16 protein-coding genes are annotated in these 17177 nt (G+C 30.5%); all 16 read right to left on the bottom strand.

The window, feature by feature from the left end:
* Positions 1 to 16 precede the first annotated feature (16 nt).
* The 16 genes from E4N74_RS03660 to E4N74_RS03585 all read right to left on the bottom strand — a co-directional run bounded on the left by E4N74_RS03660 (position 17) and on the right by E4N74_RS03585 (position 16883).
* Positions 17 to 649 carry a glycosyltransferase family 25 protein gene (locus tag E4N74_RS03660; RefSeq protein WP_255806205.1) on the bottom strand — a complete coding sequence of 211 codons (633 nt, stop codon included), beginning with the start codon at positions 647 to 649 and terminating at the stop codon, positions 17 to 19.
* Positions 630 to 1646, bottom strand: coding sequence for a glycosyltransferase family 2 protein (locus tag E4N74_RS03655; RefSeq protein ID WP_255818951.1), 1017 nt, complete (start codon positions 1644 to 1646; stop codon positions 630 to 632). The genes E4N74_RS03660 and E4N74_RS03655 overlap by 20 nt, the downstream gene beginning before the upstream one ends.
* Positions 1643 to 2953 carry a sulfotransferase family protein gene (locus tag E4N74_RS03650; protein WP_255818949.1) on the bottom strand — a complete coding sequence of 437 codons (1311 nt, stop codon included), beginning with the start codon at positions 2951 to 2953 and terminating at the stop codon, positions 1643 to 1645. The genes E4N74_RS03655 and E4N74_RS03650 overlap by 4 nt, the downstream gene beginning before the upstream one ends.
* A gap of 9 nt (positions 2954 to 2962) precedes the next feature.
* A complete protein-coding gene (locus E4N74_RS03645; RefSeq protein WP_255818948.1) occupies positions 2963 to 3712 on the bottom strand; it encodes a glycosyltransferase family 25 protein in 750 nt (249 codons plus the stop codon).
* 14 nt (positions 3713 to 3726) lie between these two features.
* Positions 3727 to 4716, bottom strand: a complete 990-nt coding sequence (locus tag E4N74_RS03640; RefSeq protein WP_255818947.1) for a glycosyltransferase family 2 protein — start codon at positions 4714 to 4716, stop codon at positions 3727 to 3729.
* A gap of 3 nt (positions 4717 to 4719) precedes the next feature.
* Complete coding sequence (locus E4N74_RS03635; protein WP_255806200.1) at positions 4720 to 6057, bottom strand: hypothetical protein; 1338 nt, start codon at positions 6055 to 6057, stop codon at positions 4720 to 4722.
* 3 nt (positions 6058 to 6060) lie between these two features.
* Complete coding sequence (locus tag E4N74_RS03630; RefSeq protein WP_255818946.1) at positions 6061 to 7452, bottom strand: glycosyltransferase; 1392 nt, start codon at positions 7450 to 7452, stop codon at positions 6061 to 6063.
* Positions 7440 to 8546: a DegT/DnrJ/EryC1/StrS family aminotransferase gene (locus tag E4N74_RS03625; RefSeq protein ID WP_255819349.1), complete on the bottom strand. Its 1107-nt coding sequence runs from the start codon at positions 8544 to 8546 to the stop codon at positions 7440 to 7442. The genes E4N74_RS03630 and E4N74_RS03625 overlap by 13 nt, the downstream gene beginning before the upstream one ends.
* Before the next feature lie 290 nt (positions 8547 to 8836).
* Complete coding sequence (locus E4N74_RS03620; protein WP_255818945.1) at positions 8837 to 9262, bottom strand: sugar 3,4-ketoisomerase; 426 nt, start codon at positions 9260 to 9262, stop codon at positions 8837 to 8839.
* The gene (locus E4N74_RS03615; RefSeq protein WP_002678015.1) at positions 9259 to 9651 is read right to left on the bottom strand and encodes a sugar 3,4-ketoisomerase; all 393 of its coding nucleotides are present in this window, start codon (positions 9649 to 9651) and stop codon (positions 9259 to 9261) included. The genes E4N74_RS03620 and E4N74_RS03615 overlap by 4 nt, the downstream gene beginning before the upstream one ends.
* A 7-nt stretch (positions 9652 to 9658) precedes the next feature.
* A complete protein-coding gene (locus tag E4N74_RS03610; RefSeq protein WP_255818944.1) occupies positions 9659 to 10678 on the bottom strand; it encodes a glycosyltransferase family 2 protein in 1020 nt (339 codons plus the stop codon).
* 36 nt (positions 10679 to 10714) lie between these two features.
* Complete coding sequence (locus tag E4N74_RS03605; protein ID WP_255818943.1) at positions 10715 to 11773, bottom strand: glycosyltransferase; 1059 nt, start codon at positions 11771 to 11773, stop codon at positions 10715 to 10717.
* A 7-nt stretch (positions 11774 to 11780) separates the two neighbouring features.
* Positions 11781 to 13028 (bottom strand): nucleotide sugar dehydrogenase, encoded by a 1248-nt coding sequence (locus tag E4N74_RS03600; RefSeq protein WP_255818941.1) that lies wholly within the window; start codon positions 13026 to 13028, stop codon positions 11781 to 11783.
* A gap of 31 nt (positions 13029 to 13059) precedes the next feature.
* Positions 13060 to 14412 (bottom strand): sulfotransferase family protein, encoded by a 1353-nt coding sequence (locus E4N74_RS03595; RefSeq protein ID WP_255818938.1) that lies wholly within the window; start codon positions 14410 to 14412, stop codon positions 13060 to 13062.
* Between the two features lie 4 nt (positions 14413 to 14416).
* Positions 14417 to 15442 (bottom strand): glycosyltransferase, encoded by a 1026-nt coding sequence (locus E4N74_RS03590; RefSeq protein WP_255818937.1) that lies wholly within the window; start codon positions 15440 to 15442, stop codon positions 14417 to 14419.
* A 190-nt stretch (positions 15443 to 15632) separates the two neighbouring features.
* Positions 15633 to 16883 (bottom strand): glycosyltransferase family 2 protein, encoded by a 1251-nt coding sequence (locus E4N74_RS03585; protein ID WP_255818936.1) that lies wholly within the window; start codon positions 16881 to 16883, stop codon positions 15633 to 15635.
* Positions 16884 to 17177: the final 294 nt, after the last annotated feature.

The raw sequence follows: 17177 nt of genomic DNA, 5'->3' as shown, positions 1-17177 counted from the left end.
ACATAATAAACAGGGCTTAGTGCCTTAATTCATCCCCTATTTCAGAGGGAAAAATCTCATCAACCGTTATGACAGAAGGAGAGACAAGCCATATTTGAGAAAGTCTACGGTAATACTTCCATTTATCTGCTTCTATAAAAACTTTTTTATTATGATAATATATTCTTTTTGCAGCATCCAATCCGATGATGTATCCATAAGCCCCTGCATAATTATTTAAAACCAAATACATAGAATGTTCGGGTGTCAGTATTTTTTTCCATATTTTTTTTATTTTCTTCTTGACGATTGTACCCAGTAAAATTATTTTATTACCTACATTGATTTTTTCAATTTTTTTATAAACATCAATAAATCCATCTAAAAAAGTAACGTCATCTTCAAGAATCAGAGCTTGTTCAATATTTTCATCTATCATTTTTTTATAAATATTTTTATGACTTATAGCAGTTCCTATTTCTCCCACATTTAATTGCCGCTTAGCCCTTTTTTCTGCCAATTTAGAATCATAAAACTGATCTATGTTTGTTATTGATTTACCATAAACGGCAGGGAAAAATTCATAATCAATCGGTATATCCTTGAGAAGGTCTTGCATATATTTTTTTCTTTCTGTATTATGTTCCAGATTAAGCACAAAAGTTCGCATAAAGATCCTTTATAATTTTTTTTAGCTTGTATGGCATAAGTCGTCTTAGATGATTGTTTATTTTATATTTTATAAGCTCTAAACGCAGGCCTAAAATTGTTTTTTTTATTTTTTTTTCGTAGGTTAAAAGCATATCGTTACTAAAACACTCAGACAGCAAATTCAAAGAATTAAGCCAATCTTTTTTTTGTGTATTCATTAAAATTTGTATATAAAAAACATACTTAAAATATTGTCTTTCGATACACACAACCGCATCAGTTTTTTCTTTTGCATACATATCAAAAAAAACATTAAAAGCATTAAGATTAGCTTTAATAGAAGCTAAACTTTTTTTTACGGCAGCTAAATCATTTTGTTTATTTGAAATTCCGCTTTCATCATTATACAAAATTAAAGGCTTATTTATAAAAGCATAGCTTTTTGCATAATAGGCAATGATAATAGATTCATACAAATCTTCACCCATTACCGAATAAAAGCTTTGCATTTTTGAAAAAGCTTCTTGCAACAGTTTTTTTTTATATACCTTATTCCAAACAGTACCGGCTCTGGGATTTTTAAAATATACCAAACTGTCAAAAAGATTGTCTATCGTAATAGATGGAACAGGTAAAGATAGGTTTTTTTTATTTTTATGTTTATAAGCAAATTCCAAAACGTCATAATCGGTTTTTGAGAGTATATCATATAAAGATGCACAGGCAAATATTTTAAGAGCATCATCACAGTCCAAAAAAAGAATATAATCTCCCGAAGCATTTTCTACTCCGGTTTTTCTTGCGCAATGCGGTCCAAGATTTTTCTGATGTCGCACTATTTTTATACGGTCATCTTTTAAAGCATAAGTTTCTAATTGCTCAAGACTATTATCCGTAGAATAATCATCAACACAAATTATCTCAATATCTGTATAGGTCTGATTTAAAATACTTGATAAAGTTCCATCAATAAAAAAACTGCGATTATATATCGGAATTATTATACTGAATTTCATTTTTTTAAGTTATAATAATTAAAAATCATATATGGAAATTCAATCAAAAAAAAAGGAAAAAACATAAACAGTTTTACAAACCCCTTAACTTTCATTTTTAAAGTCTTTCTATGATTAAAACTTTCACAAACACCGCCGAAAGAAGTTATTCCAAACAATAACCTATACGCCTTATTTTTATACTCTTCAGGCAGTTCTTGTTTAAGTTGAAACTCATAAGAATCTTGAATATATTTTTCCACAGGCTTACTTTTATCGACTTTAATACCATTATCCAATCCATCAGGGAAATCGTAGCAATACTCAGACAGCTCTTTTTCAATTTTAAAAATATCATCTTCCCACTGAGGATAGTTTTTAAATTTGTATGTATTTTTTGCCGATTTTTCAGGATTAAAATAAAGCCCCTTTTTTATATGTTCTTCATCCCGCAGTTCAAAAAATGTTTTTAATTTTAATAACGAATTTTCATAATCAAAAATAAACTCTTCAAAATGAAGTAAAAGAACATTTTTATTTTCAGCTTCTGTTTTTTGTGAAAAACGTATACCCTTATACCAGCTTATAAAAGTATTTACATCATCAGTCGGAATATAAGGCTCTCCCCAAGAACTTTTATTTAACACATAAAGATCACGCGGATCGCGGTCAACAATAACAATTTTTGTTTGCGGAGCATATTTCAAATATGCCGATATATTATAAGCAGGAAAAAACTGATCTATCAAAACTCTTTTTGCGTCCGCATGAATACCGACTTCCAAAAAAAGTTTTTTTATATAATCTTGAGTCTTAGCATAAAAAGAATCATCAAAAAAAGCATAGAAACTATTATTTCTCATCTGATATGTAGGATGCCAAGTATCAGGTTCATATAAAGAATAATTTTTATATGAATATTCATTAAGAAAGACTTGTTTTGCTAAATTATAATAAAGTAAATCTTGTTTTGAAAACTTAATAGTATCGGAACCGCGGTGCCAATTCCCTTGCCACTGCGCAGTACAAATCGAATTTATATAATCGATTGAATGTTTTTCAAAATTTCCATTAAAATACTTTTGAAATTCGACTTGGGAGTTAAGTATATTTACAAGCCTTAAAAATCTTTTGACCGCCATGTCAACTTTGAGACGATGTCCTTCTTTGAGAGCTGTTTCCAAATCTCTGATACCATCAGGTTCATGTAAAAAAGTACACTCAAAACCGGCATCAAGGCTTTTTACATTTTCAAATTCTTCTATGATGTTTGTTGCTGCAGAACTGCCGGTAAATCCGTAGCCTGTGCATGTTATTATTTGCTGCATTATTTATTCCTATGGTAAAACACGATATATACAATCACGTAAAAACCAAAAGATTCTTTTACATAAACTAATTGACTTTCTAAAAAAAATATAAAATATCGAAAGATTAGTTTTCTTTAAATCGTAGGTACGTTTAGAATAGGAATCAATTACTGAACAGCCGTCTCTTTTATAATCGATCAAATAAGGTTCAACAATGTATATATTTATAAACTGCCAAAATATATGCCACATATCTGCAGCATATTTCACTGGATAGTTAAAATCATAAAGTTTTTCTGCTGCCTTATTATCTATTATATATCCATAAGTACCACATGCTGAATTAAAAATCTTAGACATAGTATAAATAGAATCTAGTTTAGTCTTATATATTTTCCTTTTTAATTTTTTAGAAGATTGTCCCAAAAGTATAACACTATTTTGTAAACTAAATTCCAATATTTCTTTTATTATTTCATCAATTTTCTCACTAATAATAATATCGTCTTCAAGTATCAAAGCTCTTTCGATATTTTCATCAATCATCTTTTTATAAATTAAAAGATGACTCATACAACAACCTATTTCACCTAAATTTAAGGGACTACCGACTTTTGTCACAGCATAGTCATGATCATAAACATCTTCTATATTTTTTATATCTTTACCGTTTACCGCATTAAAAAACTCATATTGAAGATTTGTTTTTTTCATTTCTTCAATCATATATTGACGGCGATCTGTAGATTCTTTTAGATTAACTATAAAAACTTTCATATTTTTTGGCATATTTAAGTTTTAATGATTTTTTTTATATATGCAAATGGCTTTTTTAGAATTTTTGCAAAAACAGACAATGGGGCATATTTTTCGTCTATCTTATTTGTTTTTTCATCCATAATTTTCAGTTCTTGCATTAAAAGTAATGTAAACCCGTCTTCACCAAATCTTTCCTTTACAATACGAATAACATCATAAGAATGCGTATTTTTTAATATAGTCAAATATCTTACATTAATAAAACATTGAATTAACTGAGTGTATTCCACATGATTTTCTTTTTCAAAGAAAGAAGAAAGATTTTGAGATATATTGTTCAAACTTATATCAATATTCTTCGTCTTTTCAAGATTATCAAAATACGGAATATTGCTTATACCGGTTGTAACTCTATAGTTATAAAGTGGACACGTGATAAGTTTTCGTGTTTTAATAAAATATTCAAGTATCACTATTTGATAATAATCTTCAGCAAATACTGCATAAAAATCCGGTAAGGCATCGTAAATCGATTTTATGGTATTTGCATTATAACATTTATTCCAAATAGTAAAATTTGCTTTTGATGATAATATATCTGTAAGTTTTTTTGTCTTATCCGCCTTTGAAAAACGCCATGTTTTTTTTCGCCCATTGGCAGAAACCATATAATAACTGAATTCTATATAATCGGGTCTGCTGTTACTTAACTCTTTTGCTAATATTTTTAACGCATTTTGTTCCAGCCAGTCATCTGAATCCAAAAATAAAATATAATCACCTGTAGCGTTTTGCACGCCTATTTTACGTACACAGTGGGGGCCTTTGTTAGCATTATTGTGAATTAATTTTATTTTTGGATTATCAGCAAATGTAGACAGAATTTGTGTGGAATTATCTGTTGAACCGTCATTAACACAAATGAGCTCATAGTCGGTGTAGGATTGATCTAAAACGGATAAAATCGATTTTTCCAAATACTTTTCGGTATTGTAAATCGGTATAATGATAGAAAACTTCATTTATTAAGCATCCTTTGTTGCAAACAAAAATAATGCAAGATTCATACAAAACTCAATCGGAAACGATAAAAAAAACAATCCGATTTTTATTATTCCCTTTAATTTCGATTTTAATGTTTTTCTCCCAGCGAAAGTTTTAATGCAAACGGGCAATTTGCATACATTAAAAATCAATGTAATAGGGTTTACCTTCCGGTTCTGTGATAATTTTCCGGTTAATTGTAGTTTCTCCACAGTCTTACAAATATCGTTTATAAAAATATAGTCATCGTTTACGACATCAATCGGCATCGGAGGATATTTTTCAAAATGAAAACAATACTCTGCCAGTTCTTTTTCTATTTTTTCAATATCCTTTTTTAATCGAGGGTAGCGTTTATACACTTGCGTGTTTGCTATTGATTTTTCAGGAATAAAAAACTGCTTTTTATGCACATGCTCATCGGTTTTTAGGCCGGTAAATTCTTTTATTTTTTCTAATGAATTTTCATATTCATATATCAAACTTTCAAACGGAATAAAAAGAGCGACATCCTTCCATTCCGTGTTGATTTTATACCGCTGTGCCCGTGTTGTCTTATACCAATCTATAAATACGTTTACATCATCGCATGGAATATAGCCGACTCCCCATTCTGCCATCTGTACCGCATATAAATCCCTTGGGTCTTTATCAATAACGAGCGTTTTTATATCGGAAAAATAGTTGGAATATTGTTTAAGATCGCAGACCGGTAAAAGCTGATCGACTAAAGTATATTTATTTTTATATAGATCATTGGAAAATAAAGCCGCCGTATACGTTTTTGTTCTTTCGTAAAAATCCGACTGCTTACCGATACAGTAATAATCGATTACAGGATTATATGAAGGTCTCCAACTATCAGGTTCATAACTGCCGAATTGTTTTTTTTTATACAAAGTGCTAAAAAGTGCTTCAGCAAATTTTATTCTTTGTTTTTCCGCAAAGGTTATTTTTTCTATTTCAAAAGCACGGTGCCAGCAACCGTTCCATTTACATGTTGTAATTGAATCAATATAGTTTTTACTTAGTTCATAAAATTGTCCGTTAAAATATTTTTGATAATCACTATCTTGATTTAATTTTTTTGCAAGCGATAAAAAACGTTTAACAGCTAAATCTATCTTTAAGCGATGTCCTTCATTAATTGCATTTTCCAAATCATAAATTCCGTCCGCTTCATGAATAAAAGTACATTCAAATTTATTGCCGAAACTTGTTACCGAAGAAAACTCCTCCAGGATATTCGTTCCCGCTGAACTACCGCTTCCGCCGTATCCTGTAGATGTTAAAATAGTAGGTAAAGGGGGTTTATGCATAGTTTATTTATCACACCCTAAGATGTTTTTTGCCATAAACATTCTGCAAGGGGCGGTTAATATATAGAATAAAAACCGCAATATATGATAACCAAGCAGCATAAAATGGTAGACTTTTTTTGTTGTTTTAAATCTGGTAATTGAAAATTTTATATTGTTGACCAGATTGTCGGGGTGCCACACATAAATGGAACACATTTGCCTGAAAGCTTCTTTTTTGCCAAGGATATCGAATGTTACATTCGATTTTTCCGGCAATGAAGCAACAAGGTTATCAAATTGCCGAACGGTATTTTCTACGGAAAATTCTTTTATTTTTTTAATACAATTTTCCGACATTCTATCGTAAAGAGCTTTATCGGTTAGTAAAGTTTTTATCTTTTCCGCATAATCATCAGCATTCCAATCGGCTACAAGACCGCATTTTCCACCGTCAGCCAATTCTTCAGAGGCACCTGCAACCGGTGTTGTTACAAAAGGTTTACCTAAGGCCATCGATTCCAGAACAACAGTAGGGAAACCTTCTGCCAGTGATGATACACATAACAATTGTGCCCGGCCTATATAGGGCAATGGATTTTGCTTATAGCCTAAAAAAAAGACTAAATCAGTTACACCTGATTCAGCTGCTAAGTGTACAAGCGGTTCTCTTTCTTCTCCGTCACCGATGATAAATAAAGCACATTTAATATTATCGGTTTTCAATTTTGCTACGGTTTTTACAAGAAGCGAAAAGTTTTTATTTTTATCCAATCGTCCTGCGCAAACTATAATCGGTAAATAACAGTTTTCATAAATATCTTCAATTTTTTCGGTCGCGTTTATTTTTGAAATTTTTACATCAAACGCATTATGAATTATTTGCGCTTTGTGCATATATTCCGGAAAAACGGTTCCCAACGACTGCAGCGATTTATGTGAAATCGTAACAATTTTATCGGCAAAGCCCCAAGCGTTTTTCTGCAGATAGTATCTACATTTGACAGCAGTTAAATTATCTGAAATATCCAAATCATCAATAGCCCCGTGAAACCAGGCTATCATTTTTTTATCGGGAAAAGCAGGAAGCATAAACGATGGTAATTGATAATTCCATGTAATTATAACATCGTATGCATCAAAATTATTCAGAGCTCTGATAATTTCCGGTTTCTGTTCAAGGATATAGTCTAATACCTTAACTTTATAATCTCGATCATTACAATAGTAAAGCGGTGGGAGCAATTGAATATTTTTATTTAGAGGTTCTTGCTTAACATTATACCGTACTATTTCAAAAATAGAAATATCGTATCTTTCCGCATCCAAATTATTAACAAGCGTTGTTAAAACCTTTTCAGCACCCCCTCCATTTGAATGGGTATAAGTTATAAAAAGTAGTTTTAATTTTTCCATTCGTTTACTTTTTCAATTACAAAATGAACTTCTTCGTCTATCAACATAGGACTCATCGGAAGGCTGACAACTTCCGCATGTATTTTCTCACTTATCGGCAGTTGAAGGTGTGAAAATTCTTTATAGGCGTTTTGTTTATGGGGTGGAGTTGGATAATGAATAACCGTCTCTATTCCGCAATCTTTTAAATAGTCAATAAACGCATTTCTGTTCTGAACCCGCACACAGTAAATGTGCCATACGTGTTCTTCGGCTTGATGCGGTTTGGGTAAAATAACAGCCTTATTTTTTATTTCAGCATTATACATTGCAGCGATTTGACGGCGGCGATCATTGTCCGTATCAAGTCTTTTCAGTTTGACTGAAAGTACAGCTGCCTGTATTTCGTCAAGGCGGGAATTCTCTCCCTTGTATTCGTGCACGTATTTTATGCTTGAACCGTAATTTGCCAGTTTTCGCACGGCAACTGCAAGTTCATCATCGTTAGTCGTAACACAGCCGCCGTCGCCCAAGCAGCCCAAATTTTTCCCCGGATAAAAGCTAAAACCGGCGGCATCGCCGAATGCTCCGCTGCGTTTTTTGTTTTCCGCTGCACCGTGCGCTTGAGCCGCATCTTCAATTACTTTTAAGTTATATTGTTTTACAATGGAGGTAACCGCTTCCATATTGCAAAGTCTGCCGTATAAATGTACAGGCATAATTGCCTTCGTTTTTTCTGTTATTTTTTTTTCTATTTTTTTTACATCAATTAAATAATCATCTATATTCGGCTCAACAAAAACGGGCGTCAAATTTTCAGCACTTACCGCTAAAATAGTTGCGATAAAGGTATTTGACGGAACAATAACTTCATCACCCGCCTTAAAAACGCCAAGCAATTTATATGCATGCAAAATGAGTTTTAGGGCTTCAAGACCGTTTCCTACACCTATGCAGTGCTTAACGTTACAAAATTGAGCAAAGTTTTCTTCAAACGCTTTGCATTCTTTGCCGTGAATATACCAGCCGTTTTTTACAACTTCAGCAATTTTTTGTGAAAGTTCCGGTTCAAAAGATTCGGTTATTTTTTGTAATGATAAAAAAGGAATATTCATAGATTTATTCTTAATATTATTACCTGTCGTTCCCATATTTTTCTATATCACACATTTTATTTCTCTTTTAATTCTTTATAATTTATTTTTTTGCTTCACCGATCATAGAATAATAATACATAGAATCATTTGGCTTAATTTTGTAAATTCTTCCTTAGAACATAAATATTGAGTATGTATCGTTTTTGTTTTTAGAAAATAAAAAACTACAACAGCTACAACTAAGCCATCTTGAATATACCCTCCGAAAAGAGAAATATTATCAGGGATATGGACATTTTTGCTATATCCTAATGTACATTCATTTTTCGGTATTGTAAAAAATCATCATAGTTTCTAATATAATCGGCTTCATCATAAAGTTCAGATGTAAGTACTAAGCAAATAGCTTCCGATGAAAAATTTTTCAAATCTCGCCAAATACCGGGAACAATTAGCAAACCCTGATATGGAGAATTTAAAGTAAATCTTTGTTTATTCAATCCATCATCCAGGCATATATCAAAAGAACCTGAAACTGCAATCATTAACTGTATTAAATTTTTATGAGCATGCGCTCCTCTTTTTTCATTGTTTGGAACATCATACAAATAATAACACCTCTTAACCTGAAAGGGAATATTTTTATTATTTCCGATGCCAAGCATATAGCCGCCCAATAAATATTCTTTTTTCAGTTCAATAACAGAACAACTGTACACATTATATTTTTTCATTTATTTAGCAAATTTAAAAACTCATCATAATCATAAATGCAATCTATTTTATCAATTTCAGAAGAAGTAATAACCAGCAATATAAAGTCTTTGGAAAAATTTTCTATTTTACTCCAATGTAAATCAGGTATATATAATCCATAGGAAGGTTTAGTAAGCATATATTTTTTTTTTATTTTTCCATCATCAATAATAATGTCACAATGACCTGATAACGCAACTATAAATTCTTCACTCTCTTTATGTGCATAATCTTGTCTTTGACATCCATTAAATATCCAATATGAGGATTGAATTTTAAATGGAATAGGATTATTTTCTTCAAAGAAAGATAAACTTCCTCGAGAATCTGTAATTGTAAATAATTGTATTATCTTTGCTCTTCGCATATATTGTCTAGAAATTGTTGTGTAATTTAAAATAACTTTTAATAGAGCTTAAAAACTTCATAGGCTTAGTTAACCGACTTGCTATTGGTAACAAGGCTCTATATCTTGTCATATTATGAGACAAGTTTTTATATTGTTTGATTAAATATTTATGAAGATATTTATCATCAATTTTATCTAAAGCTATATCAATCACCATTGTATTTGAAGTTATATCTAAGGCATCTATATAAAATTTATTATAGAACTTATTTAGATAAATATCATAGTTATAAATATTTTTAGAATGAAAAAATTCATAAATATTATGAAAAACATTTTCAACACTTATTTGCATTTTAAGAAATATTTCAATATCATCATAGTGGCGTTGTGAAGAAACTCCTATATCTAAATAACGATTATATAAAAATTCCGGAATAGAAATTTTACTTTTTGAATAATATTCGCATATAACACTTTGATAAAAATCTTCAATTGTTACAGCATAAAAATTATTCATATTTGAATATACTTTTTTTAAAAAGTCAGTATTAAAACACCGATAACACATTGATGTCCATATTTCTTGTTGTAACAATATATCAAGGTTTCTATTATCACATATAGGATATGTGTAAGGTTTTTTTCTACTTCCAATTTCATAAATTTGAAATTCAATATAGTCCAAATCCTGCTCTTTATGTTTTTTTAACACATTAAAAAGTGTTTCATAAGCCTCAGGAGTATGTTCATCGTCAGCATCAAGATTTAAATAATATTTCCCATGTGCATTTTCAACACCTGTCTTCCTTGCTAAATATAATCCTTCATTTTTAGTTTTTTTTATGTAGGTAATATGAAGAGTATTTGAATAATTAGTTACGATTTTATCACAAAGATCGGTATTAGGAGAACCATCATTGACAACAATTACCTCCACTTTGTCTAAATCAAAACTCTGATTTACAATTGAATCTAAGGCACGAGTTAAATAACATTCCGTATTATATACGGGAATTAGAATCGAAAAAACAGGACAATTCATCAAAACCTTCCAATGATTTTTTATATATAGTACTCTTTATAGCATCTTGTACAATCTGCCGATCGTGCTTCTAATTATTTTTTTCAGCATTTTTATTAGCTTTTGCTTACGTGTAAGTTGGGTATAGTTAAGCTTTATCCTTTTCTTATATAAGTCTATATAATCAGTGTATTGAAAATTAAAAACATTGTTAGTAAAAAAATCACGGTTATCATCTAAATATTTTTGGATCCTGGAAAACCCCCATTCATTTAGATCGTGAGACTGCGAAAGACAAGCCTCTTTTATCAAAAGAAAATCGGTATACTCAGTATTACCGACATTAGTAAACTGAGGGAAAAAGGAGGTAAACTCATCTTTAGGTATAGAATCAAAAATAATATCTCTAACGATGTTGCGCTCAAAAACTTCACAATTATGCTGCCACTCACCGAGAGCACTAAGATTTTTTTTATTATCAGAGAAACGCCTATAATAAACAGTTATTTGAGGTAAAATTGTAAATCGCCCATATACAACCGTTTTTATATTTAGTGCATAATCATGCATTAAAATTAAACCAGTATTAAATAGCCCAATTTGTTTAAAAAACGTTTTATTAAAAGCAACTCCTGGAGAAGGAAAAATATTACTAACATAAAAGGCTTGTCTTATTAAGCTGTATTTATCTTTGTTTGTATTAATCCTTCTTTCATTCGTGATATTATTGTTTTCATCAATTACAGCCAATCTTGAAAATACGACATCTAAATGTTCATCTTTCTTAAATTCTTGCATTATCAGCTCTAAATGATTGGGTAATAAAATATCATCATTGTCAAGGATAGTAACATATTTGGAATCTGACATAAGAATTCCATCATTATATGTTACACTTGGCCCTAAATTTTTTTCATGTCTAATATATCTAAGTTTATCTGATATATATTTTTTTACTATTAAATCTGTCCCATCAGAGGAGCAATCATCAACAACCAGAATCTTATAGTCAGAATAAGTTTGATTTAAAGCACTTTCAATTGTTTGAGAAATAAAATCAACTTTATTATATGTCGGAATTATTATCGTTATCGTATCATTCACATCGTTATTCATAATAATATCAGTCTCTTCCAAATAAATCCCGTGTATATATTTTCTCTTGAACATCGGCAAGTAAAGAATCATAACGGTTTGCAATTATAACTTCACTCATTTTTTTAAATTTTTCCAAATCATTTACAACAAGACTACCGAAAAATGTTTCGCCGTCATTTAAATTAGGTTCATATATGATAACATCAGCACCTTTTGCTTTAATACGTTTCATAATACCTTGAATTGAACTTTGACGGAAGTTATCGCTGTTTGATTTCATAATAAGACGATAGACACCAACAATTATTTTTTTTTCGTTATGTACATTGAACGATACTGAGCCGGAATAATCATAATAACCGGCTTTTTGCAGCACCCGATCAGAAATAAAATCTTTTCTTGTCCGGTTTGATTCCACTATTGCTTGAATGAGATTCTGCGGTACATCTTGATAATTGGCCAACAGCTGCTTTGTATCTTTTGGAAGGCAATAACCACCATATCCAAATGAAGGATTATTATAAAAAGAACCTATTCGTGGATCAAGACAAACCCCCTTAATTACCGATTGAACGTTCAAGCCTTTAAGTTCAGCGTAAGTATCAAGTTCATTAAAAAAACTTACCCTAAGAGCAAGATAGGTATTTGCAAATAATTTTACGGCTTCGGCTTCGGTAAAATCCATAAAAAGAGTATCGATATTTTCTTTAATAGCGCCTTCTTGCAATAATTCAGCAAAAATATGAGCTTTTTTTGTAAGTTTTTTATCTTTTAAATCCGTACCGATGATAATTCTGCTCGGATAAAGATTATCATAAAGAGCATTGCTTTCACGCAAAAATTCAGGACTGAATAAAATATTTTTACTCCCTGTTTTTTCCCGTATTGCTTTTGTAAAGCCGACCGGAATAGTAGATTTTATAATCATAATTGCATTCGGATTGTGTTGCATTACGGAATGTATAACGTTTTCAACTGCGCCTGTGTTAAAAAAGTTTTTTTGCGGATCGTAATCGGTAGGAACCGCAATAACAACAAAATCGGCACTGCGATAAGCCGAGGCTTCATCCAGTGTTGCCGTAAGATTAAGTGATTTAGTTAAAAGATAATCTTCTATTTCTTTATCCTGAATAGGAGATTTTTTATTATTTATAAGACTGACCTTTTCAGGTAGAATGTCGACGGCACAAACTTCATTGTATTGGGCAAGCAAAATCGCAATGCTTAAACCGACGTATCCCGTTCCTGCTACGGCAATGTTATAGTTTGACATATGTATTGATTTAATTTTAATACGCTAAGCGTTATTTAAATTCCACCACCCTATCTTTATTTTTATCTTGATATTCATTAAGAAATTTAAGCTGTTTATAAAAATCCGCAAGACAATATGGAAAAAGCATTACGAGTTTTATTATACCTTTTATCTTTGAGAACAGCGTTTTTCTGTCTTTAAAATTTTGTATTTGTTGACCTAGTTTTGAGAACAAAAAAGCACCCTGTTTATTTGAAAACGGCAGTTTTCCCGTTTTTTGAAAGATGCAAACGGTTTTGCGTATATCTTCTAATGTTTCCCTATTTTTGTCTTTTATCTCTTCAGGCAGAAAATACCGTATTTGTCCTTCGGAGTAAGGATAACAAAATTCAGGCAATTCCTTCTCTATTTTTTCAACGTCTTTTGAATATTGCGGATACTTTCTAAACATTTGAGTGTTCGTTTGTGATTTTTCCGGAATAAAGATTTGCCCTTTTTTTATATGATCCGAATCTTTTAAGTTTAAAAAAGTTTTAATTTTTGCTAAACTTTCTTCATAATTGTAAATAAGCTCTTCAAATTGAAGATGTAAGATATTGTCTTTATTATTTTCTTTTTGAGGTTTAATGCTTTGTCGTCTATTTCTATAATATGTAATCCAAGCGTCTACGTTCCAAGTTGGAATAAACCACTCACCGTATATTTCTTTATTCATCACATATAAATCACGAGGATCTCTATTTGCAATTAAAGCCTTTGAATTTTTATAGTACATTAATTCTTGCGGTGTTATTGTAGTCGCACTATAAATAGAATCGGCAAGTATATAATTTTTTCCATTTTCATAAAGAGGGGAAAAAACTTTTTCCAGATATTTTTGGGTCTTATCATAAAAATCATTTGGGAAATCACCGTAATATACAATGCCAAAAGGAGCGTAAACAGGCACCCAAGGATACGGCTCATAGGCTTCATAAACACGCATACCGTATTTATAATTATAAAGCGTTTGAGCCTTTGAAAATATAGCATGTTCAGCAGGGTCAAGAAAAGCATAATCATAATCTTTGTGAACGGCACCGAGATAATTTTCCGTAACGGAATTAATATATTCAATTGTATAATTTAAAAATTCGGAACCGAAATTATTTTTATAATCAAATTCTTTTGAAGCTTTTTGTGCGTTGTATAAGAATGCCTTCGCTGCTCTATCTATACCATTACCTATTTTCAAAGCGGTTTCTAAAGCAAAAATATTTTCCGTAAAAAATTTACACTCAAATGTCGCTTCTCCTCTAAGAACTGAAAAATTGGAGAATTCTTCCAAAATATTTGTAATAGCGGAACCTCCTGATTGTGCAAAGCTGGAAGTTCCTATAATTGTAGGGGGGGGTATACTCATATTATCATCTCCTTATTTCTTGAATCAGCCGCACAAAACCGTATGGCAGCAGATACTTGATTATTTTTTTTACCGTTATAGATTTTTTTGTGTATGGCTTATCATTATTCTCTTTAGGTTCTTTAAAATATTTTTCGTCTTCAACGATTATATTAAATAATCGCACCATATCTGACTTCTCGATAGTCTGTGTAAATTCTCTTTTATCTATTATCTTTTCTAATTCTGTAAAACATTCTTTTACATAAAATAAAGAACGGCGTATAAAATATTCCTCATGAGTATAATTGAAGTATCGGAAATAATCATAATAAGCTTGTACCGAAAATAAATTGTGCTGAAATTGATTAGCTTTTGTCCATATCCCATCTTTATGTATTCTATATACGGCAACGACCTCATTTCTAAAAAAGGCTTTTCCTTTATATAAATGAATTATATACCTACATGTATCATCTCTAAATGATGTTTCACTTGGCGTACCTATAGATTCTTTTATTATCTGAGGTATACCATTATTATACACGGTATTTCTAAAAATGCTTCCGGCAGTTTGGGTTATAATAGGTTTATCTTGGAGTAAATCATTAAAATCAAATATAGCTTCTTTTACATTATTTTCAATAAACGGTTTTTCGGTTTTGTTTTCATACATCATCATACAGTTTGAACTATAAATAGTAAAATCTTCATGTTTTTCAAGATAGTCAACTGCTTTTTGTAAAAAAAACTCATCAGTATAATAATCGTCTGGGTCGAGCACGCAAAAATATTCAGTCTGCACCCTTACTTGAGCTTTAAGAATGTTAGCAAGAAGCCGTTCGTTTTTTTCAGATAACAATATTTCAATTTTTTCGGGATGTTTTTCTTGCAGTTTTTTTATTATTTCAATAGATCCGTCTGTCGAACAATCGTCCGTTATAATAAGTTTAACACCAAAATCAGTTTTTTGGTTTAATACGGATGAAACTGCTTCATTAATATATGCTCCTCTATTATAAGAAGGCATTAATATGGTTATTTTATTCATATGGCATCAATCATTATATTTTATTAGAATTAAATAACAGTACATTGTATATTCATTGGATAAATTTTTATTAAAACTAACCAATCCATTCTAAACAACCTTTTCATATAAAACTTGTCTTTGACATCATCAACATAAGAGACATAGCTGCTTGAAATTATAACATATAAAATTAAAAAAACAACTCAGACTATAATTTAAATTCTTCAAAATATATATTTTTATTTATCAAATCCATAACCATCTCTGATGCTTTTTGCATCGTCATGTTGGGATCATCATTCCAAGAAACATACAGATTAATATCATTTTTTATCGAAGTTTTATTTATAAAGTATTTTTTTGTAAAAGGAATACGTTTTAGGGTATATCTGATGCAATGCCAAGAGAATCTAAATACATATCTTATAAAATTTAAAATTTTTATATAAATAAAAGAGATTTTAATATATAATTTAACAAGTGTTATACTACAATTATTTACTTTTATTACTTTTAACAAAGCGTCATATTTATTTGGTTCTTTCGCATATTCAATATTTGCAAGAATAGACGCAAACATTTTAATTTTGAAAAAAGAAGAAAAAAGTTTTTTTATTTTTACTTCCGGAATAGCTTCCATAATAGTCAATAAAGAATCAAAAAAATATAATTCCAAAGAAGCAATATTAAAATCTCCAGATTCAGGCCGTAATTTAAAATTATTACTCCATGTTTTTTCTCTGAAAGCTGTCTTAGGTGAGGTACCAACCCAACCTAAAGGAATTTCTGAACGTAGGATCTTTTCTGAAAATAAGATAGATATAGCAGCAAGGGCAGCATCTTGAATCGTATACGAATGTAGAAAGAGATCGTTCTGTCTTTGTCGTATCTCATCTATCATTGATTTATGAAAAAGGGATGTGGTATACATTTGAGGTAAATCAAAATATCCACAAGGTAACTTTCCACATAATGCCTTATACATCTCTTTTTTTGCAGATAATATTTTATATTTATCCTCTGCTGAATAAGACACACACACATCTCCATGTTGTTCTTGACAACCATTCCAAAAATAATATCCGCGCCTACTTGAAATAGCAGATATTTTTTTTGATTCAGCAATTGTAGTAAGTTTATCAGCTAAAGTAAAAAAATATGGTTGAACTGCGTCGTCACCTCCTAAATAAATCTGCCATATTCCGACTGCATGAGATTGAGCCCAGTTAAAATGTTCTGCTATAGTAAAATGTCGAGGAGTATGAAACACCTTTACATTATCATGATTGATTGCATCTACATATTCAGAAGTTCCATCATCAGATTGATTATCACTAATAATCAACTCATAATCTAAATAATTTTGATATAATACAGAATTAATAGCTGACTCAATATAAGGTCTTACATTTTTTACCGGTAATATAATTGAATACCTTGGTACAATTTCATTTTTCATAAACATCATCCTTTATCTTTTCATAAAAAAAACATTTTCTATCTTTTTCAAATATAATTATTTTTTACTTCTGCCAATTAAATCAATGGGTTCTTTATATTCAAATTAGGATAATTTCATATAATACCATCATCGTATTCTAAACACTTCACCACACTTATATAACATCATAGCATCTCCTAAAACTCAACAACCGTATACGCAACCTTCTGAAATTATAATTTCACGCTGGTTTTCCTGAGATCATTCTAAACTGATCCATATATCCAAAAAGTTTGTGTCTTTTCTTAAATC

This window comes from Treponema putidum (genome assembly GCF_024401155.1).
Classification (GTDB): domain Bacteria; phylum Spirochaetota; class Spirochaetia; order Treponematales; family Treponemataceae; genus Treponema_B; species Treponema_B putidum.
Note: the sequence above shows the minus strand (reverse complement) of the source record. Positions and strands in the feature narration are given on the sequence as shown.